Origin of the sequence: Nostoc sp. DedSLP03 (genome assembly GCF_034530815.1) — a bacterium.
GTDB lineage: Bacteria > Cyanobacteriota > Cyanobacteriia > Cyanobacteriales > Nostocaceae > Nostoc.
In genome coordinates, this window is the sequence record NZ_JAVRCK010000062.1 from 1 (window position 1) to 22,048 (window position 22,048).

The window sequence follows — 22,048 nt, forward strand, 5'->3', positions numbered from 1 at the left end:
AAAGCTATGTCACTTATACAGCAAGCTCTTTAGCTCCACTGTCGCCCCCTGAAGGCTTTTACTGAAGAATATCGGGACAACATGACGATTCATCAATATCAGGTTGTTCCTGGCGGGTTTGCGGTTTGACAAGGATTTGGTTCGGCAATTTTTACGGGAGGATATTATGAAAGAGTCTGTAATTTATCAAGATATTGTTCAAAAAGAAGCGTTTAAATTGATTAGTTGTCAGCTTAGACGGCGTTTTGGTGACATTGATGAATTATTAGTTGAGCAGGTTCGGAATTTATCTGCTGAACAGTTAGAGAAGTTGGGAGAAGATTTGCTTGATTTTTCTGAAGTTGCTGATTTGGTAGCTTGGTTAAAGCAGTAATAGAGGAATTAATAAAAATGATTAACTTTTCAGGCTACGTTATGTTTTAGAGATTGAGGCTGCCAGTAGTTTTCCACTTTTATCTTGAGCTTGCAATTTTTGAATAATATGCTCAATAATACTATTCAAATCCTTTCGGCGACGCATAGAGCGTTTTGGGTCAAGTTGCCCATGTTTCAATAATTCTCTAACTTGTTCTCCTAGCTCAGTTAAGTAATACCTCAGTTGTTCTTCACCCTGTTCGCGTAAAATTTGCCGACATTCAGTTAGGATAATATCGCCATTTTCGAGAGTTTTACTAGCGTCTGATTGCTTTAGTGTTACGTTGGATGAATCTTTACTTTTTTGAGCGTTTAAACTGTTAGTTAGACATTTTTCTACAGCCTTAGCAAATTTTGAATCAGATTCTATAACTTCTGCGATCGCTCTTAATAAATCTGCAATTTATGTTCCTTCCATTATCTACCTACTCGTTGAATAAATTCTTTAGCTAACTTCATCATAGAATCATGAGAATCATCGTATTTTTGTCTATATGTCAAATAATTATTCAATTCTAACCCTTCTGCAATTCTTGCTCTTTCTAGAATTTTTGTTTCAAAAACTGGTGGATAGAGAGGGTTAACAATAATAGAGTTTAAATTTTCAGTTTGAGCTATTGTTCGGTTATAACGTGAAATTAAAGTTCCTACTAGTTTTAAGTTATGTACATAATCTATATTAAACTTTTCAATGTGTTCAAGTAATAAATTTAATCCATGAATTGACATTCGGTTTGGGACACAAGGGATTATACAAGCATTACTAGCTAAAAATGCAATTTTAACTACTGTATTAATATTTGGGGCACAATCTATTAAAATATAGTCATATAAGAATCATATTTGATTTCGGAAAAAACTACGAGATAATACAGACAGAGATATCTGTCTAATAGCTAACAATGATAAACCAGCATCTACAAGCCGCGATGCCTTCGGCGAGCTTCGCTAACGCAGAATTACAAGAATTTATAGATGATCGCCCAGATGCACGTGAGGTGAGGAAAGCGTTGGCAGTCAAATTGGTTTATCAAGGCTACAAGTATGAGGAAATTCAAACAATTTTAGATGTGTCACTGGGTTCGATAACAAGTTGGATCTTGCCTATGAGGAAGATGGAATTTCGGGACTGCGTTTGAACCACAAGGGAAAGAAAAGTTACTTAACTGCTCAACAACGAGAAGAAGTCTTAAGTTGGTTGCTTTCCAAAGAATGTTGGGAACTTGGCGAACTCGAATATAAATTGGCTTTTGAATATGATGTAACTTATGAGTCAAAGCGGAGCTATTATGACTTATTTGATGCGGCAGGAATTAGTTGGAAGAAAACTACTTCTTTGAATCCAAAAGCTGACGAGGACACTGTTGCTGCAAAAAAAAAGAGATTGAAACACTATTGGCAAGGCATCGGCAGGAAATCGAAGAAGGAAAGTTGAGAGTCTTGCTGCTTGATGAGTGTCATTTAATGTGGGGAGATTTAAGTGGATATGTCTGGGGAAAAACTGACCAAGAAATAGCAGTGAGAGTTGTTAATATCCGAGACAAACAGACATACTACGGGGCGGTTGACTATCTGGAGGGAAGCTTATTACTAAAAGCGTATAACGCAGGTAACTCAGAAAATACAATTGATTATCTACGTTATTTATTAGATCAGTCCCCCAATCAAAGATTACTTCTTTTTTGGGATGGTGCTTCTTACCATCGTTCACATCTGGTTCAAAACTTTTTAGGCGAGGTAAACCAAGATTTGTCTCAAGAGCAGTGGATAAGGTACCTGCGTCCGCTTTGCTCCTAATTGCCCATCACAAAATCCAATTGAGGATATTTGGTTACAAGCTAAAACCTGGGTGCGGCGTTTCTGTGCTTTGATTCCTTCGTTCTCACATCTCAAATGGATGTTTGAGTGGTTTATCCGACACACAAACGGATGATTTTGCCACTCTTCAAATGTACGGAGCTTTTTCAGAAATAAAATATTAGTCCTATATATTTCCCTGAAAATCTTGCCAACTAACAGATTAATTTCTACTTTTACATAAAAACCCATGAGCCAAATTAATCCTGAAACAACCCCCTTACATACCTTAAACCCACTCAACCGATTTTCTGACAGAGCAGAAGATTATGTAAAATATCGACCAAGCTATCCCACAGATGCAATTGATATTATATTGGAAAAATTAGGTGAAAACTCACAACTTGTAGCAGCAGATATTGGTGCAGGTACAGGAATTGCTTCAAGACTGTTAGCTGAACGGGGAGTTAATGTCATAGCCATAGAACCAAATGCGGCGATGCGAGAAGCTGCCCAAGCACATCCTTTGATAGAGTTTCGTGATGGAACAGCAGAATTTACCCAACTACCTGATAATTCAGTTGATTTAGTTACTTGTTTTCAAGCTTTCCACTGGTTCAATTCCGAACCAACTTTGTTGGAATTTCACCGTATTTTAAAACCATCAGCACGCTTGGCTGTGGTGTGGAATAACCGCGATAAAGAAGATGCTTTAACTACAGAATATAGCCGAATAGTCCGCGAAGCATCTAATAATCATCCAGCAGAATCTCGAATGCAGTCGGTAGAGCCACTGTTAGTAACTCCCCATTTGATTAACATCTGTGAATATACTTTTACTTATAGACAACAGTTAGATTTAACTGGACTTATTGGCCGAGCAATGAGTGTTTCTTATTTGCCGCGTGAAGGGTCGGTATACGAACATCTTATTGATAAGTTTCAAGAATTATATCAGCGCTTTCGTGACGAAAGTGGTTTTATCTATATGGTCTATCGCACTAGCGTACACCTTGGCGAAAAACAATGATAAATTGCAAATAAAGTAGCAGAGAATGCATTAAATAAATATAAGATATCTGAACTTGAATCTTGAATTTATAAATGACCTGCAATTCACAAATAGCAGAAGGTTGGCATGGCAAACTTAATTTAGTCTATGCCGATCGCCACAATACAACTAAATTAATTTACAGTCACCAACAAGCGCCCTTGAAGGTACAACGCCCATTCTATCCAGAAGGGGATAAAGTTTGTCATAGCGTCATTTTACACACGGCTGGGGGAATGGTGGGAGGCGATCGCTTATCCTCTAGCATCCACCTCCAAACCCAAGCTCAAGCCCTAATCACTACAGCTGCTGCAAGCAAGATATATCGCAGCAATGGCTTACAAGCTAGACAAATCATCCAAATGCAAGTTGATGCTGGTGCTTGTTTGGAGTGGTTGCCGCAAGAGACAATTTTATTTAATGATGCGATTTATCGGCAAGATTTACGGGTAGAATTAGCAACCGGGGCTAGCTTTTTCGGCTGGGAAATTACCCGATTTGGTCGCAGTGCTAGAGGAGAAAAATTCTTGCAAGGAGAATGGCGATCGCACACGGAAATTTGGCAAGAAGGTATTCCTTTGTGGATTGATCGCCAATGGTTACGGGGTAGCGAAGAAACTTTTCACAGTCCCCACGGTTTGGCTGGAAAACCAATAGTAGGTAATCTAGTTTGGGTTGGTGGTGTCGTTTCAGCAGAAATTGTCGAAAAAACGCGAAATTTATGGGATGCAAGAGGAGAAGCGGGTGTTAGCCGATTACAACATGGATTATTGTGTCGATATCGCGGTTCTTCTACATCTGAAGTGAGAAACTGGTTTATTAATGTTTGGCAATTGCTACGAGTTTCTTTTTTGAATCGTGGTAATTGTATACCAAGAGTGTGGCAGCTTTGAACGAACCACGAAGGCGCGAAGGACGCGAAGGAAGAGGTAAGAATGCAACTTACGCCGCAGGAAAAAGATAAGCTATTAATTTTTACAGCTGCTTTATTAGCAGAAAGACGGAAAGGAAGGGGTTTAAAACTGAATTATCCTGAAGCAGTTGCTTATATTTCTGCTGCCATTTTAGAAGGTGCAAGAGATGGGCAAACTGTAGCTGAATTAATGAGTTATGGTACAACTCTATTGACGCGGGATGATGTCATGGAAGGTATACCAGAAATGGTGCATGATGTGCAGGTAGAAGCGACTTTTCCTGATGGCACAAAGTTAGTTACAGTACATAATCCAATTCGTTAATTTTTTAGTTTTTAATTTATTATGATTCCTGGAGAAATCATTACACCAGAAGGTGAAATTGAACTAAATGTTGGTCGTCCAACTATAAAATTGCTAGTGTCAAATACAGGCGATCGCCCCATACAAATCGGTTCCCATTATCATTTTTATGAAGTTAACACCGCCTTAAATTTTGACAGAGAACAAGCGCGAGGAATGCGCCTCGATATCCCCGCCGGAACCGCAGTTCGTTTTGAACCAGGCGATAAAAAAGAAGTTACATTAGTTCCCCTAGTCGGTAATCGCCAAGTCTACGGCTTCAACAGCAAAATTAACGGACATTTAGATACTTAAAATCATTAGATGCTATTCTAATTAAACTAGGTAAGGAATAAATGCTACGTACCTTCGATTGAGTTAGCAACTACCGTTATAGCCGCAATTAAATGTTGTGCAAAAGTAGCATATCCATTTGGACAACGATTTTTGATAATTGCTAAATCAATCTCAAAAGCAAGTTTCCATCGAATTTGTAGAGGACGTTGATTGCTACTATTTTCAGAGAGATATGTTGATTGTGCGATCGCATTTTATAAAATACCTTTTCCACCATCTAATTCTTCTAAATTTTCTAGAGGTTCAAGCTCTAAATCTAAAATCCTTGACACAGCTTGAGTGTCTGCCAACAACCACATTTCAAAATTTTTAATCGCTAAACCTCCTGCACTGCGATCGCTAATTTTTTGCTCATTAACATCCAGGTGATTATCACGGATTTTATTTAAAGCCCGTTCCAAGTCAATTTACCTTTGCTGAAGCTTATCATCTGCATCAACCACGATTAGGATCATATCAACTTCTTCAGGTTTCCACGCGATAATCACCTGTGCTAAATATTTTGGATCTAAAATTGAGTGTCCTACACGCCTTTTAAAGACTCGACTCTCGCTGATGGATGGATGTCTTTGCACAAAATCACAATCAGGTAATCCCAAATTATTAATTTCTCGTCTGATTATGGTATAAAGTGCCCCTTCTCTATCTCTTTCAATAACTTTTCCACCATCTTCTGGTTTAATATAGGGAATACTTGCTCCGAGTTCTGCTTCTCCCTCAGCAATTAGCCCAATACGAATCGCCCGATTCATACCGGATTACCTCCAAACACATTCGTAAACCAAAGTTCACCTAATGCTCCATCATAAGCTTCTAGGGCTTTTTGAAAGCGTTCCGAATCAATGGGTAAGGCATGAATTTGAGTTTTACCTTCGGTGTCTAACTCAACAGCACGCACTTGGTGAGGTTCGACATAATTTAGCAAAACGGGAGAATGAGTTGTGATTAATACTTGAACAGGTTTACCTGTAATCCCCTCTGTAGAAATTATTTGCAATAATTCCATCATTTTGTGTAACAACCAAGGATGAACTCCGTTTTCTATCTCTTCAAAACAAATAATACTGGGGGTATTTTCTTGATACAGTGAGGTTAGAAATGCCAAAATTCTAAGTGTACCATCTGATATATCCGAAGCAGGGATATGATGTTCAGAATATCTGTCGATTAATTCCAGTAAAAAAGTTCTATCTTCTCTACGCAGTAAAGAAATTCTCTGTATATTAGGAACAAGCCGTGTCAAACGTTCCTCTAATTCATCAAACCTTTTACGATTACTGAGCAAAATATCAGCTAGAGCATCAACAATTCCCTGTCCTGTTTTATCTATTCCACCAGTTGATGGAATATTATTAGAGAGACTAATTGGCGCAAAATCATAAATACTAACTTTTCTGACTGCCTTGGCTACAGGAGAATCCAAATACTTATTAGAAACTAAAATTTTTCTTAGTTCCGATGTATACTGCTTACTTGCCCTAATTAGATTTCCGAAATAGTCTAGTCTACTAATAGACACTTGCCTATGTTCCAAATATCATTCTATATTTTCGCGTTTATAAATTCGCTTTAACTACCATTAAAATTTATTTACCTACATCTACGGTCACAAGAAAATTATAAATTTATACAAAATTTTCTCTGAATATTTATAAACTTGCTCAAAAATAATCAAAGTAACACCATCCCCCGGAGTCCCATTATGCCTTACAGAATGGATCGCCGCGCTTACGCCGAAACTTATGGCCCAACAGTAGGCGATCGCATCCGACTTGCAGATACAGAATTATTTATTGAAGTTGAACAAGATTTCACCACCTACGGCGACGAAGTGAAATTTGGCGGCGGTAAAGTCATCCGAGACGGGATGGGACAATCCCCCATTTCTAACGCCGATGGTGCTGTAGATTTAGTAATTACTAATGCCTTAATTCTCGATTGGTGGGGTATTGTCAAAGCAGATATTGGCATTAAAGATGGCAAGATTTTTAAAATTGGTAAAGCTGGAAATCCTTATATTCAAGACAATGTAGATATTATTATCGGCCCCGGAACTGAAGCTTTGGCAGGGGAAGGAATGATTCTCACTGCTGGCGGTATTGATGCCCATATTCATTTTATTTGTCCCCAACAGATTGAAGTTGCGATCGCTTCCGGGATTACCACCATGATCGGCGGCGGTACTGGCCCAGCTACGGGTACAAATGCCACTACCTGCACCCCCGGCCCTTGGAATATTTACCGAATGTTGCAAGCTGCTGATGCTTTTCCCGTCAACTTAGGATTTTTGGGTAAAGGTAACGCCAGTAAACCCCAAGGACTTGTAGAACAAGTCGCCGCTGGTGCAATGGGGTTAAAACTCCATGAAGATTGGGGAACCACGCCCGCAGCAATTGATACTTGCCTTAGCGTTGCTGATGAATATGATGTGCAAGTAGCGATTCATACTGATACTCTGAACGAAGCCGGATTTGTCGAAGATACGATCGCAGCTTTCAAAAATCGTGTCATCCACACCTACCACACCGAAGGCGCAGGCGGCGGACACGCACCAGATATCATCAAAGTTTGCGGCCAAGCTAATGTTCTGCCATCTTCAACCAATCCCACACGTCCTTACACCGTCAACACCTTAGACGAACACCTAGATATGTTGATGGTATGCCATCACCTTGACCCTGCGATCGCTGAAGATGTCGCTTTTGCCGAATCTCGCATCCGTCGGGAAACCATTGCTGCTGAAGACATTTTGCACGACTTAGGCGCATTTAGCATGATTTCTTCTGATTCTCAGGCAATGGGTAGAGTGGGCGAAGTGATAATTCGCACCTGGCAGACATCCCACAAAATGAAGGTGCAACGGGGAACTCTTAACCCACAAGGAAGTGAGCAACAAGCAGACAACTTTAGAGCAAAAAGATATGTTGCTAAGTATACGATTAACCCAGCGATCGCTCATGGAATTGCTCAATATGTGGGTTCAGTGGAAAAGGGAAAATTAGCAGATTTATGTTTATGGCGGCCTGCATTTTTTGGCGTGAAACCAGAGATAGTCATTAAAGGCGGGATGATTGCATGGTCGCAAATGGGCGATGCTAACGCCAGTATTCCTACACCGCAACCAGTTTATATGCGATCAATGTTTGGTAGTTTTGCAGGGGCGCGTCATGCCACATCGTTAACTTTTGTTTCCCAAGCAGCTTTAGAGAAAGAAATTCCCAGCCAGTTAGGTTTACAAAAGGCAGCAGTTGCAATTTCTGGGACACGCCAATTGAGTAAGCGAGATATGAAACTGAATGATGCACTACCCCACATTGAAGTCGATCCAGAAACATATCAAGTCAGGGCAGATGGTGAGTTGCTGATTTGTGAACCTGCGACAGTTTTACCAATGGCACAGAGGTACTTTTTGTTTTGATTCATGACCGAGCAACTTACTGATTACGATAGTCCTTGGAAAGAAGTCATTGAGCTATATTTTCCCCGCTTTCTGGAATTCTTTTTCACCCAAGCTTATGCCGAAATAGACTGGACGCGACCTTATGAATTTCTGGACACAGAACTGCAACAGCTAGAACCGGATGCAGAAATTGGGCGGCGTTTGGTCGATAAAGTCGCAAAAGTTTGGCTACTGGATGGAGAAGAAGCTTGGGTATTGGTTCATGTGGAAGTCCAAGGGCAATATGACAGCCAATTTGCCGAACGGATGTACACATATAATTACCGTTTGTTTGACCGCCATAAAAAGCGAGTCATTAGTTTAGCAGTTTTAGCAGATGAACAAGCAAATTGGCGACCTTCCAGCTACAGCTATCAACTAGGTGGATGTCGCGTCAGCTTAGAGTTTCCTGTGGCGAAACTGTTGGACTATGAGCAAGGGTGGGAAACCCTAGAGCAAACAACCAACCCCTTTGGTGTAATTGTGATGGCGCATCTCAAGACCAAAGCAACGTAACGAAACCCAGAAAATCGGCTACAGTGGAAACTAAGCCTAGTCAGACGGCTCTATGAACGGGGATATAGCCGGGAAGATATTCGAGAATTATTTCGGTTTATCGACTGGATAATGGTTTTGCCAAAAGAGTTGGCACTTAGTTTTAAAACAGAAATAAGAAGTTACGAGGAGGCAGATAGAATGCGGTACGTAACTAGTATTGAAAGGCTAGCAAAAGAAGAAGGAATTGTCGAAAATGCTAGAGAAAGCATCATTACAGTTCTAGAAACGCGGTTTGGAGAAGTGCCAAGTTCTATTGTGGAAGTTATCAACGGAATAGAAGAACCATCTGTGCTAAAAATGCTTTTCAAAAGTGCGATCGCAATTCCTACCACAGCAGAATTCCAGCAAGTTTTAGATAGTCTCACGTCTGGAGAATGAGCGATCGCCTATTTTTTGATGAGAGTTCGATCGCAATTTTTTCTACAACGGAATTTCAGCAACTCTTAGATAATCTCACTTCTGGGCAATGAGCGATCGCTCTGATGCATTAACGTAACACGTCGATGCATTGGCATAACACGCCGATGCATTAACGTAACACGCCGATGTATTGGCATAACACGTCGATGCATTGGCATAACACACCGATGTATTGGCATAACACGTCGATGCATTGGCATAACACGTCGACCGCCTGTTTTGTGGTGAGAGTGCGATCGCCTAAATAAACCAACTCAACCCCTTGCCCATTGATTCGCACTTCTTCCCAACCCCCTGCTGATTCAAGTACATGAGCGCAGGTGAGTAAATGTCCATTGGGTGAGATAAAAAAGCCCGTGCCTTAGATGCAACCTTTTGAAGTAGCGATCGCCATGGTACAAGCTTCAACTAATTCCCAATTCATGAAAATTTATTACTTGTTTTCTTCAAGTGCCAGTTTCCAAGTTATTTTCACTTTCAGTGATGCCTGCCCAGTGGATTCGACCACATAAACCGAGGAAAATATATCCAAGGGTAATATTTAGTAAAACTATACCAATAAAGCAGTTTACCTAAAAATTTACTTTTATCTCGTACCTTGCATCTATATGACTTCACAATCTTCTCGCTCTGACAAAATTCTGGTTGTTGATGACTCTCCTGATAACGTGTTTTTGATCAAAACTATTTTGGAGGAAGAAGGTTACACCATTAGCACCGCCGAAAATGGAATTTCAGCTTTGGCAGAATTAAAAGCATCGCCTTGTGACTTGGTTCTGCTGGATCTGATGATGCCAGGTATGGACGGGTACGAAGTCACCAAGCACATTCGCGGAGATATGAAATTGCCGCAATACATCCCCATATTGCTGATCACTGCCCACGATGCGCCTAATGTTGCCCACGGATTAGACTTGGGTGCTGATGATTTTATCCGCAAACCTGTAACAGTAGATGAATTGCTGGCACGAGTGCGATCGCTCCTGCGTTTGAAGCATAGTATGGATGAACGTGATGAAATTGCTCGTCAGCGAGAAGATTTTGTCTCCCGCCTCACCCACGACTTACGCACTCCCTTAGTAGCTGCCGATCGCATGTTGATGCTATTTCAGCAAGGCGCGTTGGGAACATTATCAACGCAAATGCAGGAAGTAATCGCCATCATGGCCCGTAGCAATATCAACCTGCTTTCTATGGTGAATACCTTATTGGAAGTTTATCGTTTTGAAGCGGGTCGCAAAAGTTTGGCGTTTCAACCAGTTAATCTAAAACAACTGCTAGATGAAGTGACTGGAGAATTAGCACCCTTAGCTCAAGATAAAAAACTTTCTCTAAATTTTGACGTTACTGAAGAATCAATCACAAATACAGTGATGGGCGATCGCTTGGAACTGCATCGTCTATTTACCAATCTTATCGGCAATGCGATCAAATTTACCGACTCCGGGTCTATTACTATTCGTTTTACTTCTCAACGCCAGTTCAACAAAAGTAATCAATCTCAGTTCTCTGAAACATCCAATTCCGTTGACTACATTAGAATTGAAATAGCGGATACTGGGCCAGGTATTCCCCCAGAAGAACAAGCTACTATATTTGAACGATTTCGCCAAGGCAGTCATAAGAGTTCTGGTAGTGGCTTAGGACTGTATCTTGCTCGTCGAATTGTCGAGGCACATCAAGGAATTATTCTGCTTAATTCCGAGTTGGGCAAAGGTAGTATATTTAGTGTACTTCTACCCACCAAAGCATGAAAAAACTAGTAATTATAAATTATGAATTATAGAGTTTTTTACCCTGGTACTTCATGATTTATAACCTTACTACTATCTAACGATAATTTAAAATAAAAAACTCACTTAAAAATCAAATGCTAAAAATTGAATAATTAAAGATGCTGAAATAATAGTATTAAGATGAAATAGTTTTTGAGAGGAAAAAACAATGATTACCACTGAATTATCTAATATTGGCAATATTCTCCAGACTCAGCGAGATTTTTTTCAAACGGGCAAAACTAAAGATGTAAATTTTCGCATTGAACAACTGAAAAATCTGAAGCAAGCAATCATTGAGCATGAACAGTCAATAGTAAAGGCATTACAAGCGGATTTACATAAACCAGAAGTAGAAACTTACCTTACAGAAATCAGTGTAATTAAGGATATTGATTACGCCATCAAACATCTTCAAAACTGGACTAAACCCCAAAAAGCAGCGGTTTCTTGGGATTTTTTTTCCTACTCAGCTAGAATTTATTCAGAACCATTAGGGGTTGTCTTAATTATTGGGCCTTGGAACTATCCATTTCAGTTAATTATCTCACCGTTAATAGGTGCGATCGCAGCCGGGAATTGTGCAATTATTAAACCTTCAGAAATTGCTTCTCATACGTCTGATGTCATTGCTAAGATTATTGCCAAACATTTTGACCCTGCTTATCTTGCAGTAATTGAAGGAGGCGTAGAAGCAAGTCAAAAACTACTTGCAGAAAAGTTTGACCATATCTTTTTTACTGGTGGTACAGCTGTCGGCAAAATCATCATGGCAGCAGCAGCAAAATATCTCACACCAGTGACTTTAGAATTGGGTGGCAAAAGTCCTTGTATTGTAGATACTGACATTAATCTGGAACACACTGTCAGACGAATTACTTGGGGCAAATTCATCAATGCTGGACAAACTTGTATCGCCCCCGACTATCTTTTAGTTAACAAAACAATCAAGAAAGATTTAATAGATAGTCTGGAAAAATCTTTAAAAGAATTTTATGGTGATAATCCAGCAAACAGCCCTGATTATGCCAGAATTATCAGTCAAAAACACTTTGATAGGTTAGTTAATTTTCTCAAAGACGGTGAAGTTGTCATCGGTGGAGAAAATCAACCTTCAGAGCGTTATATCGCCCCAACACTGATTGATAATGTCTCCCTAGAAGATTCTGTAATGCAGGAAGAAATCTTTGGGCCCATTTTACCCATCATTGAATATACTGACATTGCAGAAGCGATCGCCTTGATTAACTCTAGACCCAAACCCTTGGCGTTATACTTATTTTCTCAAGACAAAAACCTGCAAAAGCGAGTTTTGCAGGAAACTTCCTCTGGTGGAGTCTGTATTAACGACACAGTTATGCAGGTTGGTGTCTCGTCTTTACCATTTGGTGGAGTGGGAGATAGCGGTATTGGCAACTATCACGGTAAAGCTAGTTTTGACACCTTTTCCCATAAGAAAAGTGTATTGCAAAACTCCTTCTGGCTAGATTTAAAATGGCGATATGCTCCATATCAGGGCAAATTGCCGCTAATCAAGAAACTTCTGGGTTAAAAAAAGTTATGAGTTAGGAGTTATGAGTTATGAATTTTTAACTCTAAATTCCTAACTCTTGTAGAGACGCGATTAATCGCGTCTCTACTTTTAACTATTAATTATTAAAAGCTAAAAGCGTTGCTGTAACGCTCCTCAGCCCAAGGTTCGCCACGGCGATGATAGCCATTGCGCTCCCAAAAACCAAGTTCTTCAGCAGCTAAAAATTCCAAACCATTAATCCACTTAGCACTTTTCCAAGCGTAGAGGTGGGGTACAACTAGCCGCATCGGCCCACCGTGTTCAGATGGAAGGTCTTCACCAAAGACTTTAAAAGCAAAGAAGTTTTCTTCGCGCAGAAAATCTTCTACAGAAATATTGGTGGTGTAGCCGCCATAGCAGTGTTCCATAACGTGGGCTACTTTCGGGTCTAATTCAATCAGATTCATGAAATCTGTAACTTTAATGCCAGTCCATTTGACATCAAGTTTAGACCAGCGCGTTACACAGTGAAAGTCAGCTGTGAATTCGTGTTGAGGTAGCGCCATAAAATCTGACCAACTAAAGGTAGCAGATTTTGCTAAACCCCAAACTCGAAACTCCCATTCCTCAGTGTTGACTTGGGGAGTTTCACCGTACGTTAATACGGGAAAACCTTTAGCTAAGTGTTGACCAGGAGGGACGCGATCGCTTTCTTCTTTGCCTGGTTTTTGAAAAAATTTTCCTAGCATAGTTAGAGAAAAATAAGTTTTCTCAAGATGTTTACAAGCTTTTTTGCTGAGTTGCCAACAGCAGCAAATTTTTTACTCTTTATATGAACTATTGAATGATAGGTAATGGGTAATGGATATTTCCAATTACTCACTACCAATTTTTTTCGATCTAATGAGCTTATGAGTTTCAGTCGGGGTTTAAACCCCCGTCTGAAAATGTCTTTCATTTTGAATTTTGAATTTTGAATTTTGAATTGTTATGATTCTTCTTCCTCTTCTTCAGCAGCTGGATAAACAAATGTAGAACGTCCAGTCAAAATTGATTTGCCTAGAGATAGGGCTTTTTGAGCTTCAACGACGGCTTTATGCCTCCAGGTAGCTCGACGTTTATCTCGTTTTGATTTGGAAGTTTTCTTCTTAGGAACAGCCATGTCAGCAGATATCGCGATTCTTGACAACCTTCTTATTCTAGGCCATCCACTGACGCCAAAGACAACAGTTGAGTCAGGAATAAATAAGTTGGGTTAAGACTGACGCCAGAACACAGGAACAGCAAGAATGACTTTCTTTAAATCCCTCAAGGTTCCGAGCCAAGAAAGCTTTGGCTCGGACTTCTAGCTCAACTCGTCATTTTGGCGTTGACACAGCGCTAGCTGCTGGAACTTGATTAGAGTTATTTTCAAAGAAAAGTAAAGATCGCGCAGTTTTGAAGTAAGTGGCCCAATTTTGAGCATCAGGACGCGATCGCCATTGAGGACGACTGACATCTAATGTCAGGACTGGTGCGATCGCTCCATAATTTTGTACGGACACAATGATGGAAACATCTGTCACCAAGATATCTTGGTCGAAGCTCCTTTGAGCAGCTGCCCTAGCGACCGCTTCCGCTCTCCTGAGAACGGTTTCATAGTTTTCTTCTGGCAAGCGGTCAATAGCTAGATCGACTCTAGCGGTGTAAGCTCGCACAAGCTGCGGTGCGATCGCTTCCATCAAAAACCACGCAGGAACAGTAGATATGAGCAAAATTACTAAAGGAATTATCCGGATTCTTCTGGCAATTTGGCTAATAACTGAAAAGGGAGCGAGCGATGATGGTAGGTGAGCAGAAATTTTGCTCATGACCTTCTATCTCCTTAGTAATAATCTGTTATTGAAATTAGGTAAAGGTATTTTTCCGGCTAATTAACGTAATAAAAATTACATTCTAACTTAAGATTCGATCGGAATCACCTAGACTATAAGACATAGGTTAGCTTTGTTTTTTTGGCAAAGCCAACCGCAATTTTAAGACCAGCAAACAACAATAACTGACAAAGAGCGGGATGGCAAATTACTGGGCGATCGCGATTGGTATCAATCAATATCAGTTATTTCAACCTTTAAGTTGTGCCCAAGCAGATGCTGAGGCACTAGAAGATTTTTTGGTGACAGAGGCAGGTTTTCTCCCCAAGCACTGTCTAGTGATGACAGATACTTCGCCGCCGATTGGGGATAGATCGACTTACCCGACGAAGGAAAATATTTTGCTGCTGCTTGAAGATTTGGCAGCAACAAGTTGGCAACCGGAAGACTATCTGTGGTTATTTTTTAGCGGTTATGGAGTCAATTACAAGGGCAAAGATTACTTAATGCCAGTAGAGGGCAACCCGGAACTGGTGCAAGAGACTGGCATAGAATTGCGATCGCTAATGCAAACTCTGCAACTTGCCGAACTTAATGTATTGCTACTACTCGATATCAACCGCGCCTTTGGCACTCAAGCGGATGCTCCTGTTGGTGAAGAAACAATAGAACTAGCCCAAGAATTACAACTGGCGACAATTCTTTCTTGCCAACCAGAGCAATTTTCCCATGAGAGTAGCGAACTAGGTCACGGATTTTTTACAGCAGCTTTATTAGAAGCTTTACGTTCTGGTAATGGCAGCAACTTGGCAGATTTAGAAAGCTACCTCAGCTTGATCGTGCCAAAATTATGTCACCACCACTGGCGTCCTATCCAAAACCCTGCCACTATCATCCCATCAAGGCAGCAAGTAATCTTGCCAAAATTGGCAATGGAAAGTGATTTTCAACCAGAACCGAGAATTTATCCGGAAGAATCTTTTGCTGTTGCTCTTGCAGCCCCTCCCCTTGACGATTCCTCTAAAACTTCAGCAACTCAAGGCAGACGGGGAGAAGTTAGTGTGAACTCCTCCCAACAGGCGAAGGGTCAAAAAGTCCAAGAGTCAGGTGGCGGATTGGTTGCCCAGCCAATGCCCGAAACTTCCTTGGGAGTGAATACCAAAGGAAGATTTATCCCCAATTCCTCTAAAGGTTACGTCTCTCGATTGCCAGCGAATCAGCCAAGCATCCCTTTTTGGAAACAGTTTATCTTGTGGGGCGGAGGTAGCTTGCTGGTAGCAGGTTTAATCGCCGTAGTTTTTCTGCGCAATCAAGAAACTTTTAGAATTAAGCAAATATCAAGTGCATTACCCAATGCTACTGTTAGCGATCGCCAGGTTGTCGAAAATTTACCAAGCGATGTCTCCGACGGGCTACGCCTACGCACTCCACCAGTTAGACCTAATAACCAATCTAGCGCTCAAATAACCTCTAGTTCCCAGTCAAAAAAGCGAAATCAAGCAGTATTAGACCTAGCGAAAATGTCGCTCAGACAAACTCAGGCGAGCGATTTGAGCATGGCGATCGCTACAGCCCGAAAAATTCAACCTGGCGAACCACTGTACGAACAAGCTCAGGAGAATATTAAGATTTGGAGCCAGATGATTTTAGATTTAGCAGAGGGTCGTGCTAAACAAAGACAGTATGCCAGTGCTATTGCTGCGGCTCGATTAATTACCAAAGATGAAGCCCCCTACGCGAAGGCACAAGCAGCAATTAACCTGTGGCGCTTAGAGGGTAAGCAGTATGTGAGTAACAAAACTCTTTTAGATGCAGCTAATGCCTTAATTAAGCCCGAACAGGCATCTACCTACAATCGGGCGATCGAAGTTGCCAAGAAAGTACCACCCGGACAACCAGGCTTCGATGCTGCCCAAAAATCGATCGATAATTGGAGTGAGAAAATTTTAGACCTGGCCAAGCGTCGCGCCGCCGAAGGAGAACGTAACGCCGCAATTGCCACCGCAGCTTTAGTGCCAGAGGAGACAGGCGCTTACGAAGATGCTCAGGATGCCATCCAAAAATGGCAAAAGAAATAGTAAAAAAATAATAAAAAATGGTTAGGAGTTAGGAATTAGAAGTTATATTATTGATCCCCGACCTTTTACTTCTGACTCCTAACTTTTTCCTCCGCGTTCATATCTCAGTATTAGCAGTACTGCGATACATCTTCGCCACACTCGTCGGCTAGATAGCATAACGCTCGGAAACGTAAACCAACTACTTCTTCATATAAGGGGTTGAGCTTGCACATCGGTGGGATGTGAAACAAGGTCTTGCCTAATAATTTGACATCGCGCTCAAAGGGGCATTGAGATGGAATCAGTTTGCACAAACGGTGAGCTAGTTGGCGATCGCGGACTTGAATGTTTTCTACTCGCTGCCGTAAGGGTTGGAGAATATCCCAGTAAGGCTTGGAAACAGAATGGTTTAGCTGGGTTGCTTTATGCTCAGTAGTCTCTGCTTGATTGATTGATACCCAGCTAGCCAGAAAAATCTTTTTTGTGGTATTGTCGAATACCTTCATGGTTAACCCTCTGTGTTATTGAGGCTATTCATCTTTTTGATGAATATATACAACGTGGCAACGAACTTTCCCGGAAAAATCGCGTTCTGACTGCGATATAATGTAATACCTGATTAGCCACTTAAGTCAGAACCTAATTTATTACTACGTCAAGTTAATCGCAAATTTCTGGGGATCGGTAGTGTAATATTACGATCTTGTTCATAACTTGACACAGTTTAAATTTTAATAAAGACATCCATCATTGGATAGGTTTTAGTGTAACATTTACAGAACTTAATATAAGGTCTTTTTGAAAGAATTTTTGCTAAGTATAAACATCGATAATACCCTAGAAGGCATTTTTCCTCTGCGTGTTCCCACTTTCTCACGTAAGTGTGCCTTGTTCATCGCTGGCTGAATACCGTAAAAGTAGTGATTTTTGATCTCACAAAACTTAGGTTGGCAGTGGCAATTTTAGAATGAGATAGTCTCAAGCGTTTAAATCAGATGAACTTGCTTATGGGTGTTTCCGTACTCTACAGTGCAAATACATCCTGGCAGTACGATGGATGTTGTACGCACGCCTTCGTTGACAGCAACCTAACAAGTTAGAGGTAAGCTCTATACCCTTACAAAAGAAAGCGCAAAGACGTTCAGAAAAATTCTGTGTCTTTGCGCCAATCGAAATTTCAGCGGTGAAAGCCACTGCTCAAATTTCTCTTTGTATGAGATTTTTACCTTAAATTCTCTATGATGCTACCTGAGCAGCAGTCCGAGTCCGCCGTCTTCTCCCATCGGCAACTTTTACAGGTGGCTCATCAGGGATTTGCATCAACAAAGTCACAGATGGCTGACATTGCAATTCCCGACGGATGGAACGTTGCAATTCTCGTTCTAAAGTACCTTGCAATCCACCCCAGTCTATATCTGCTGCTTCACCTTGCTCAGGAGCAAATTCTGTCCAGCGCACAGAGAGAATTTCCTCAATGCGTTGTTTTACCCAGGTTTGCAGGAGCGATCGCTCTACACTTGTAACTACACCCCGGAGGTGAGTTTCTGGTTTTGCTAACAGTTTACCATTCCAATCAATGGCAGCTGCGATCGTGATGATGCCTTCTGAAGCCATGCGTTGCCGTTCTTGCAGCACTTTGGCGCTTACCATACCCGAACTAGTAGTATCCACCAGTTCTATACCAGATGGCACTTTTCCAGCGACGCAAATGGCATCTTCTGTCAACTCGACAATATCACCATTCTGAATGATAATCGTGTTTTCTGCGGGAATGCCCATACTCTGAGCCGTTTCTGCGTGCTTCACTAGCATTCGATGTTCGCCGTGAAATGGCACAAAGAATTTCGGTCGAGTTAAGGCAATCATCAGTTTTTGTTCTTCCTGACAGCCGTGACCGGAGACGTGAATTCCTTTATCTCGACCATAGACCACTTTTGCACCTTGAATCATCAATTTATCAATGGTGTTGACTACAGCGATCGTATTTCCGGGAATTGGGTTAGCAGAGAATACTACCGTATCTCCTTGGCGAATTTTAATGTGAGGATGTTCTTTGTTGGCAATGCGGGTCATTGCTGCCATCGATTCACCCTGAGAACCTGTAGTTAAAATCAGTACTCTTTCATCGGGTAGGTTGCGGACAGCGTGCAATGGTTGCAGCAGATTATCTTCACACTTGATGTAACCTAAATTGCGGGCATGAGCAATCAAGTTCAGCATGGAACGCCCGACAACTGTCACTACACGGTTCTGCTTCTTGGCAATATCCAAAATCATGTTGATGCGATGGACGCTAGAAGCAAAGGTAGTGACAAATAATCGTCCAGGTGCTTGACTAAATACTCTCTCCAGATTGGGATAAACTGAACGTTCTGAAGGTGTAAATCCTGGCACTTCAGCGTTAGTGGAATCACTCAGTAAACAAAGAACGCCTTTTTCACCATGTTCTGCTAGGCGTTGCAAGTCAAACTTTTCACCATCCACTGGGGTATGGTCAATTTTAAAATCCCCTGTGTGAATGACTACACCCAGGGGAGTATGAATGGCAACTGTGAAACTATCAGCAATGGAGTGGGTGTTACGGATATATTCAACTAAAAAGTTTTTGCCAATCCGCACCACATCACGTGGTAGAACTGTTCTGATTTCTGTGCGATCGCGGACTCCTGCTTCTTCTAATTTACCCTCTAGCATTGCCATTGCTAGTCTGGGCCCATAAATCACCGGGATATCAAATTGCTTGAGATGAAAAGCAATCCCGCCAATATGGTCTTCATGACCATGAGTCACGATCATCCCTTTAATTTTGTGCCGATTTTCCCGCAGATAGGTCATATCTGGTAAAACAATATTGACTCCATGCATCATTTCTGTGGGAAAAGCTAATCCTGCATCTAACAAAATAATTTCATCGTCATACTCAAAAAGACAGGTATTTTTACCAATTTCATGCAAACCGCCCAAAGGAATAATTTTCAAGGCGGAATTATTAGCTTCGTTTTTAGCCATTTTCTCCTTAGATTGTTACTTTTGGTTAATTAAGTTGATAGTTAACTTTCCTTGTATTTAAGACATCATCTGTCTCTTTAGTCAGTCCAAAGCAATCAAGTTTTAATTGAAAATTTCAATTTTTTATTCAATAAAATCAACTGTAAAACTCAAGGATTCATAGTATATCCATCAGTCCTAGCACAGATTTTTAAATTGCAATTTATGAACAATTACATCGTTGTTTATATGTATCTTTGGCAAGGAGGAGACTATCAACATTTAAATAGTTGGTGGTTAAATTAAACTAAGTTCTTTCAGAATTGCTTCTAACTTTTGACTTACTTCTAAATCAGCTTCACATAGCGGCGGACGAGTTGAACCCACTTCCCAACCTTGAAGTTGCAGTGCTTTTTTCACTGGAATGGGATTTGAAGTGAGAAATAAAGCTTTAAACAACGGAAATAGTTGAAGATGAATGTCGCTTGCTACCTCAATTTTTCCCGCACTAAAAGCTTGAATCATCTGCTGTAGTTGGTTTCCTACCAGATGAGAAGCTACACTTACCACACCCTTTGCCCCGATCGCTAACAAGGGCAAAGTCATGTAATCATCACCAGAATAGATGTGGAATTCTTTTGGTGTCAAGCGACGGATTTCGCTTGCCTGATCTATATTACCAGTGGATTCTTTAATCCCGACAATATTGCTAACCTCAGCTAATCGGGCAACTGTTTCTGGCTGAAGGTTTTGTCCGGTACGACCGGGGACATTATATAACAACAACGGTAAGTCGGGACAGGCTTGTGCTATTGCCTGAAAGTGCGCTTCCAATCCCGCTTGCGGCGGTTTGTTGTAATAAGGAACAACTTGTAAGGAACCATGTACTCCTATTTTAGACGCTTTTTGGGTGGCTGCGATCGCTTCTTTGGTGGAATTCGATCCACAACCCGCGATTACCTTGGCTTTTCCGGCCACGGACTGCAATACCTCGACAAACAACTGGTATTCCTCATCCCAACTTAGTGTCGGAGATTCTCCGGTTGTGCCGCATATCACCAATGTATCTGTACCATTGTTAGCTAGATGCGCCGCCAGTTCTGCCGCTACATCATAGTTGACACTACCATCTGCTTTAAATGGCGTAATCATAGCGGTTAAAACATTGCCAAAATCTCCCACCCTTTTTTCACTCCTGATTACCCATGTTTTTATATCTTGGTGGTTCTCTATTGTAATAACCTATCTGCAAATTGCTTTCAAGTGTCATTAGTCATTTGTTATTTGTCCTTTGTCATTTGTCACTTTACCAATGACCAATCACCAATGACCAATGACTAATGACTAATAGCTAATGGTTTGAGTAGATTTTTCTCTACCAACAATTCCGCGATTTGTACTGCATTTAATGCTGCGCCTTTGCGGATTTGGTCGCCACACAACCATAATTCCAAGCCACAAGGATGGGAAATATCCTGACGAATTCTTCCCACTAGAACTTCATCTCGACCTGTTGCTTCAATGGGCATCGGAAAATGATTTGTTCCCCAATCTTCTACCAATTTTACTCCGGGGGAGGAATTTAAAATTTCTTTGGCTTCCTTCACACTAAAGGGAGTCTCAAATTCTAAATTAATCGCTTCTGAGTGGGCGCGAAGTACGGGAACCCGTATACAGGTTGCAGTGATTCTGATTTGTTGCGTGCCAAATATTTTTCGGGTTTCGTTGACCATTTTCATTTCTTCCTCACAGTAACCCAAATCGTTTAATGGGGAGTTATGCGGGAATAAATTAAATGCCAATGGGTAAGGCAATATTTCGGCAACTGGTGGCTGTCCTTGTAGTATAGCGCTTGTTTGGGTTTTGACTTCTGCCATTGCCCTAGCTCCAGCACCACTAGCAGATTGGTAGGTTGCAGCGACGATGCGTTGCACTGGTTTAATTTTATGCAAGGGCCAGACTGCCACAGCCATTAAAATCGTTGTACAGTTGGGGTTAGCAATAATGCCTTGGTGATTCGCTGCGGCTTGGGGATTCACTTCTGGCACTACTAACGGAACTTCTGGGTTCATCCGAAAGGCACTGGAGTTGTCAATTACCACTGCGCCTTTTTCCACAGCAACTGCTGCCCACGTTTTGGATGTGGAACCGCCTGCACTAGCTAGTACTATATCGACATTTTCAAAAGCGCGATCGCTCACTGCTTCTATTGGTATATTTTCACCTTTAAACCGCAGCGATCGTCCCACACTCCGCTCTGATGCTAATAACTTCAAGTCAGCAACCGGAAAATCACGGCTTTCTAATAATTCCAGCAACTCTGTGCCTACTGCACCAGTAGCTCCTAAAATAGCTAAACTATAGGATTTCGACAAACTTGCTTCCTCCTTATAAAAGACTTAATTTGTAATTTCTTGGAACAATGGACAATTTAGTTATATTTAAATAGCGATCGCAGTCTGAAAATACATTTTTAATAGGTTTAGATTTTTCTTTAATTTAATATATCTTTAATACATTTTTTTAATAAGTTAAGTGATGTTGCCTTTTAAAATAACGGCGATTTT

19 protein-coding genes and 3 pseudogenes are annotated in these 22,048 nt (G+C 41.1%); 11 read left to right on the forward strand and 11 right to left on the reverse strand.

Annotated elements, in window-relative coordinates; all coding sequences use genetic code 11:
• Window positions 1-109 precede the first annotated feature (109 nt).
• Window positions 110-373 (forward strand): annotated as a pseudogene (locus RM368_RS25325) (DUF4351 domain-containing protein); the annotation flags it as partial.
• A gap of 458 nt (window positions 374-831) precedes the next feature.
• Here RM368_RS25325 and RM368_RS25330 read toward each other — a convergent pair.
• A complete protein-coding gene (locus RM368_RS25330) occupies window positions 832-1,236 on the reverse strand; it encodes a ParA family protein (protein ID WP_322696627.1) in 405 nt (134 codons plus the stop codon).
• An 80-nt stretch (window positions 1,237-1,316) separates the two neighbouring features.
• Here RM368_RS25330 and RM368_RS25335 point away from each other — a divergent pair.
• The 5 genes and pseudogenes from RM368_RS25335 to RM368_RS25355 all read left to right on the forward strand — a co-directional run bounded on the left by RM368_RS25335 (window position 1,317) and on the right by RM368_RS25355 (window position 4,833).
• Window positions 1,317-2,396, forward strand: a pseudogene (locus RM368_RS25335) (IS630 family transposase).
• Window positions 2,397-2,461: 65 nt separating this feature from the next.
• Complete coding sequence (locus RM368_RS25340; protein WP_322696592.1) at window positions 2,462-3,241, forward strand: class I SAM-dependent methyltransferase; 780 nt, start codon at window positions 2,462-2,464, stop codon at window positions 3,239-3,241.
• Window positions 3,242-3,315: 74 nt separating this feature from the next.
• Complete coding sequence (locus RM368_RS25345) at window positions 3,316-4,155, forward strand: urease accessory protein UreD (protein WP_322696593.1); 840 nt, start codon at window positions 3,316-3,318, stop codon at window positions 4,153-4,155.
• Between the two features lie 42 nt (window positions 4,156-4,197).
• The gene (gene ureA / locus RM368_RS25350; RefSeq protein WP_322696594.1) at window positions 4,198-4,500 is read left to right on the forward strand and encodes an urease subunit gamma; all 303 of its coding nucleotides are present in this window, start codon (window positions 4,198-4,200) and stop codon (window positions 4,498-4,500) included.
• A 21-nt stretch (window positions 4,501-4,521) separates the two neighbouring features.
• Window positions 4,522-4,833, forward strand: coding sequence for an urease subunit beta (locus tag RM368_RS25355; RefSeq protein ID WP_322696595.1), 312 nt, complete (start codon window positions 4,522-4,524; stop codon window positions 4,831-4,833).
• A 236-nt stretch (window positions 4,834-5,069) separates the two neighbouring features.
• On the opposite strand, the gene RM368_RS25360 is transcribed toward RM368_RS25355, so the two are convergent.
• Genes RM368_RS25360 through RM368_RS25370 form a run of 3 tightly spaced genes read right to left on the reverse strand, consistent with a single transcriptional unit; the run spans window position 5,070 to window position 6,394 of the window.
• A complete protein-coding gene (locus tag RM368_RS25360; protein WP_322696596.1) occupies window positions 5,070-5,276 on the reverse strand; it encodes a hypothetical protein in 207 nt (68 codons plus the stop codon).
• 6 nt (window positions 5,277-5,282) lie between these two features.
• The gene (locus RM368_RS25365; RefSeq protein ID WP_322696597.1) at window positions 5,283-5,627 is read right to left on the reverse strand and encodes a hypothetical protein; all 345 of its coding nucleotides are present in this window, start codon (window positions 5,625-5,627) and stop codon (window positions 5,283-5,285) included.
• A complete protein-coding gene (locus RM368_RS25370) occupies window positions 5,624-6,394 on the reverse strand; it encodes an AAA family ATPase (protein WP_322696598.1) in 771 nt (256 codons plus the stop codon). The genes RM368_RS25365 and RM368_RS25370 overlap by 4 nt, the downstream gene beginning before the upstream one ends.
• A gap of 183 nt (window positions 6,395-6,577) precedes the next feature.
• On the opposite strand from RM368_RS25370, the gene ureC reads away from it, so the two are divergent.
• The 4 genes and pseudogenes from ureC to RM368_RS25390 all read left to right on the forward strand — a co-directional run bounded on the left by ureC (window position 6,578) and on the right by RM368_RS25390 (window position 12,619).
• On the forward strand, window positions 6,578-8,293 hold the full coding sequence (gene ureC, locus RM368_RS25375) for an urease subunit alpha (RefSeq protein WP_322696599.1): 1,716 nt from the start codon (window positions 6,578-6,580) through the stop codon (window positions 8,291-8,293).
• Window positions 8,294-8,296: 3 nt separating this feature from the next.
• Window positions 8,297-9,250: pseudogene (locus RM368_RS25380) on the forward strand (transposase).
• A gap of 650 nt (window positions 9,251-9,900) precedes the next feature.
• Window positions 9,901-11,046, forward strand: a complete 1,146-nt coding sequence (locus tag RM368_RS25385; protein WP_322696600.1) for a hybrid sensor histidine kinase/response regulator — start codon at window positions 9,901-9,903, stop codon at window positions 11,044-11,046.
• Window positions 11,047-11,236: 190 nt separating this feature from the next.
• On the forward strand, window positions 11,237-12,619 hold the full coding sequence (locus RM368_RS25390; RefSeq protein WP_322696601.1) for an aldehyde dehydrogenase: 1,383 nt from the start codon (window positions 11,237-11,239) through the stop codon (window positions 12,617-12,619).
• Window positions 12,620-12,723: 104 nt separating this feature from the next.
• On the opposite strand, the gene RM368_RS25395 is transcribed toward RM368_RS25390, so the two are convergent.
• The 3 genes from RM368_RS25395 to RM368_RS25405 all read right to left on the reverse strand — a co-directional run bounded on the left by RM368_RS25395 (window position 12,724) and on the right by RM368_RS25405 (window position 14,430).
• Window positions 12,724-13,329 carry a sulfite oxidase-like oxidoreductase gene (locus RM368_RS25395; RefSeq protein ID WP_322696602.1) on the reverse strand — a complete coding sequence of 202 codons (606 nt, stop codon included), beginning with the start codon at window positions 13,327-13,329 and terminating at the stop codon, window positions 12,724-12,726.
• Window positions 13,330-13,568: 239 nt separating this feature from the next.
• A complete protein-coding gene (gene rpmF, locus RM368_RS25400; protein WP_094328804.1) occupies window positions 13,569-13,742 on the reverse strand; it encodes a 50S ribosomal protein L32 in 174 nt (57 codons plus the stop codon).
• A 196-nt stretch (window positions 13,743-13,938) separates the two neighbouring features.
• The gene (locus tag RM368_RS25405; protein WP_322677428.1) at window positions 13,939-14,430 is read right to left on the reverse strand and encodes a hypothetical protein; all 492 of its coding nucleotides are present in this window, start codon (window positions 14,428-14,430) and stop codon (window positions 13,939-13,941) included.
• A 203-nt stretch (window positions 14,431-14,633) separates the two neighbouring features.
• On the opposite strand from RM368_RS25405, the gene RM368_RS25410 reads away from it, so the two are divergent.
• Window positions 14,634-16,511 carry a caspase family protein gene (locus tag RM368_RS25410; protein WP_322696603.1) on the forward strand — a complete coding sequence of 626 codons (1,878 nt, stop codon included), beginning with the start codon at window positions 14,634-14,636 and terminating at the stop codon, window positions 16,509-16,511.
• A gap of 110 nt (window positions 16,512-16,621) precedes the next feature.
• Here RM368_RS25410 and RM368_RS25415 read toward each other — a convergent pair whose 3' ends face one another.
• The 4 genes from RM368_RS25415 to RM368_RS25430 form a co-directional block, all read right to left on the reverse strand.
• A complete protein-coding gene (locus RM368_RS25415; RefSeq protein WP_322696604.1) occupies window positions 16,622-16,999 on the reverse strand; it encodes a Mo-dependent nitrogenase C-terminal domain-containing protein in 378 nt (125 codons plus the stop codon).
• 730 nt (window positions 17,000-17,729) lie between these two features.
• Window positions 17,730-19,502 carry a ribonuclease J gene (locus RM368_RS25420; RefSeq protein WP_322696605.1) on the reverse strand — a complete coding sequence of 591 codons (1,773 nt, stop codon included), beginning with the start codon at window positions 19,500-19,502 and terminating at the stop codon, window positions 17,730-17,732.
• A gap of 276 nt (window positions 19,503-19,778) precedes the next feature.
• Window positions 19,779-20,663, reverse strand: coding sequence for a 4-hydroxy-tetrahydrodipicolinate synthase (dapA, locus tag RM368_RS25425; RefSeq protein WP_322696606.1), 885 nt, complete (start codon window positions 20,661-20,663; stop codon window positions 19,779-19,781).
• A 155-nt stretch (window positions 20,664-20,818) separates the two neighbouring features.
• Window positions 20,819-21,856: an aspartate-semialdehyde dehydrogenase gene (locus tag RM368_RS25430; RefSeq protein ID WP_322696607.1), complete on the reverse strand. Its 1,038-nt coding sequence runs from the start codon at window positions 21,854-21,856 to the stop codon at window positions 20,819-20,821.
• Window positions 21,857-22,048: the final 192 nt, after the last annotated feature.

Excerpts from the sequence above, each read along its gene's own strand:
- RM368_RS25340 (WP_322696592.1), top strand. The coding sequence starts at position 2,462 with ATGAGCCAAATTAATCCTGAAACAACCCCCTTACATACCTTAAACCCA.
- RM368_RS25345 (WP_322696593.1), top strand. The coding sequence starts at position 3,316 with ATGACCTGCAATTCACAAATAGCAGAAGGTTGGCATGGCAAACTTAAT.
- ureA (WP_322696594.1), top strand. The coding sequence starts at position 4,198 with ATGCAACTTACGCCGCAGGAAAAAGATAAGCTATTAATTTTTACAGCT.
- RM368_RS25355 (WP_322696595.1), top strand. The coding sequence starts at position 4,522 with ATGATTCCTGGAGAAATCATTACACCAGAAGGTGAAATTGAACTAAAT.
- RM368_RS25365 (WP_322696597.1), bottom strand. The coding sequence starts at position 5,627 with ATGAATCGGGCGATTCGTATTGGGCTAATTGCTGAGGGAGAAGCAGAA.
- ureC (WP_322696599.1), top strand. The coding sequence starts at position 6,578 with ATGCCTTACAGAATGGATCGCCGCGCTTACGCCGAAACTTATGGCCCA.
- RM368_RS25385 (WP_322696600.1), top strand. The coding sequence starts at position 9,901 with ATGACTTCACAATCTTCTCGCTCTGACAAAATTCTGGTTGTTGATGAC.
- RM368_RS25390 (WP_322696601.1), top strand. The coding sequence starts at position 11,237 with ATGATTACCACTGAATTATCTAATATTGGCAATATTCTCCAGACTCAG.
- RM368_RS25395 (WP_322696602.1), bottom strand. The coding sequence starts at position 13,329 with ATGCTAGGAAAATTTTTTCAAAAACCAGGCAAAGAAGAAAGCGATCGC.
- rpmF (WP_094328804.1), bottom strand. The coding sequence starts at position 13,742 with ATGGCTGTTCCTAAGAAGAAAACTTCCAAATCAAAACGAGATAAACGT.
- RM368_RS25405 (WP_322677428.1), bottom strand. The coding sequence starts at position 14,430 with ATGAGCAAAATTTCTGCTCACCTACCATCATCGCTCGCTCCCTTTTCA.
- RM368_RS25410 (WP_322696603.1), top strand. The coding sequence starts at position 14,634 with ATGGCAAATTACTGGGCGATCGCGATTGGTATCAATCAATATCAGTTA.
- RM368_RS25415 (WP_322696604.1), bottom strand. The coding sequence starts at position 16,999 with ATGAAGGTATTCGACAATACCACAAAAAAGATTTTTCTGGCTAGCTGG.
- RM368_RS25420 (WP_322696605.1), bottom strand. The coding sequence starts at position 19,502 with ATGGCTAAAAACGAAGCTAATAATTCCGCCTTGAAAATTATTCCTTTG.